We start from the raw sequence: 1,954 nt of genomic DNA on the forward strand, positions 1-1,954 counted from the left end.
TTCCACTGCTTGAGCGGGTCGTGGATGCGGCTGAGGAAACGCATGTGCTGCTCCTCGTCGGTGATCGAGAACCAGTACTTGATCAGCTGGATGCCCGAGCGCGCCAGCATGCGTTCGAACTCCGGCACGCTGCGGAAGAATTCCTCGTACTGCTCGTCGTTGCAGAAGCCCATCACCCGCTCGACCCCGGCGCGGTTGTACCAGCTGCGGTCGAACAGCACGATCTCCCCCGCCGCCGGCAGGTGCGAGACGTAGCGCTGGAAGTACCACTGGGTCTGCTCGCGATCATTCGGCGCCGGCAGCGCGGCGACCCGGCACACCCGCGGGTTGAGGCGCTGGGTGATGCGCTTGATGACCCCGCCCTTGCCCGCCGCGTCGCGGCCTTCGAAGAGAATGACCACCTTGTGCCCGGTTTTCACCACCCAGCCCTGCAGCTTCACCAACTCGCCCTGCAGGCGGAACAGCTCGCTGAAGTAACGCTGGCGGGCGCGGCGCTGCTCGAAGTTCTCCAGGGTGTCGGCGCGCAGGCCGTCGAGGCCGTAGTAGTCCTGCCAGTCGAGTTCGAGTTCCTCGTCGCGGTCGTCGAGCGCGTCCTGGAGGGTTCGCCGGGGCAGCGTGTTGTCATTGAGCAGCATGGTCAGCACTCGCAAGGTCGGTATGGGCCGTCACTGGCTCCGTCACTCGTCGGTGACACTTTCATGACAGAAAAATGTAGCCAGGGCTGATGACAGAATCATGACAAACCCGGTTACAACCACACGAAAACCTGCGGAACAGAGCGGCTGCCGATAGCACTAAGCCAGCTATCGAAATTCAGGTAGGAGCGAGCTTGCTCGCGAACGGGATTCCGCTGGATGCACCCGCGCGGAGAGGTTCGCGAGCGGGCTCGCTCCTACGAAGAGCCGTCGGGGCGGGGCTCAGGCGTCGATCACCGGGCGCGGCTTGTTCTGGTATTTGAAGGTGCCGCTGGCGGTGGCCACGACCTCCCCGGCCGCATTGCGGATCTGCGCTTCGCAGAAGGCGATGGAGCGGGTGCGGTGGCGCACTTCGCCGCAGGCTTCGAGCACCTGGCCGATGTCGCCGCCGGGGCGCAGGAAGCTGGTCTTCATTTCGATGGTCACGCAGCCCCGGCGCTCTTCGTCGGCGTGGCTGCTGGCCAGGGCCATGGCCACGTCGAGCAGGGTCATCAGCACCCCGCCGTGGGCGTTGTTCCAGCCGTTGAGGTGCTCGCGCTCCACCCGCAGCACCAGGCGTTCGCCAGCCCCGGCCTCGCCCGCCGGCAGGTAGCGGAGCTTCAGGTGGTCGAGGAAGGGAATCTCGATGCCGCGGTATTCGGTGTAGGACTGCAGGTGCGAAGGGTCGATGCTCATGGGCGATCCTGATGGCTGGTCGGCGATACACCGGCCATTTCAACGCATCGGCCGGGCCGGGCGTATCACTCCTTCGGATGAATCTTCAACGCCGCCGCCGCGAGCGCTCGCCGCTGCTCTGGCGCTCCACCGCCTGGACGAAGAGCTCGTCGACCAGGAGCGTCTGGATCGGCTCGTCGGAGAGCAGCGACAGACTCATCGATTCGATCGCCTGGTTGAACTCCAGGCGCGCCACGCCGCACAGCAGGATGCGCTGGTTGAAGCCGGTGCGGCCACGGTCGATCAGTTGTTCGCGGGTGACGTCGCCGTCCTGGTAGCTGACCTTGAGGGTCACCGGCGCGCCTTCGTTGACGGTCAGGTGCAGCCAGACCGCGATGTTGTAGTCGGCCCGCCAGCCGCGCCCGAGTTTCTTCGGCGCGGCTTGCTGGATCAGGTGCGCGGGCACCGGGCCTATGGGTTTGCTGTGGGTCTGCATGGACGACTTCTGTGCGCGGAAAGCGGCTCCCTAGAGCGGAAGACCGCAGTCTAGGGAAGGAAGTTCGGCGATGCAGTCGACACCCTGTAGTTTCGTGTATCCGAACCGA

At 65.3% G+C, this 1,954-nt stretch carries 3 protein-coding genes; all 3 read right to left on the minus strand.

Annotated elements, in window-relative coordinates; all coding sequences use genetic code 11:
• Window positions 1-635: polyphosphate kinase 2 (locus tag P3W75_RS30615; RefSeq protein WP_276231082.1), on the minus strand; the 635-nt coding region annotated here is incomplete at its 3' end.
• Between the two features lie 282 nt (window positions 636-917).
• On the minus strand, window positions 918-1,370 hold the full coding sequence (locus P3W75_RS30620) for a PaaI family thioesterase (RefSeq protein ID WP_276231083.1): 453 nt from the start codon (window positions 1,368-1,370) through the stop codon (window positions 918-920).
• Window positions 1,371-1,455: 85 nt separating this feature from the next.
• Window positions 1,456-1,845: a hypothetical protein gene (locus P3W75_RS30625; protein WP_276231084.1), complete on the minus strand. Its 390-nt coding sequence runs from the start codon at window positions 1,843-1,845 to the stop codon at window positions 1,456-1,458.
• Between the last annotated feature and the right edge of the window lie 109 nt (window positions 1,846-1,954).

It is taken from the genome of Pseudomonas citronellolis (genome assembly GCF_029335315.1).
Taxonomy (GTDB): domain Bacteria; phylum Pseudomonadota; class Gammaproteobacteria; order Pseudomonadales; family Pseudomonadaceae; genus Pseudomonas; species Pseudomonas citronellolis_A.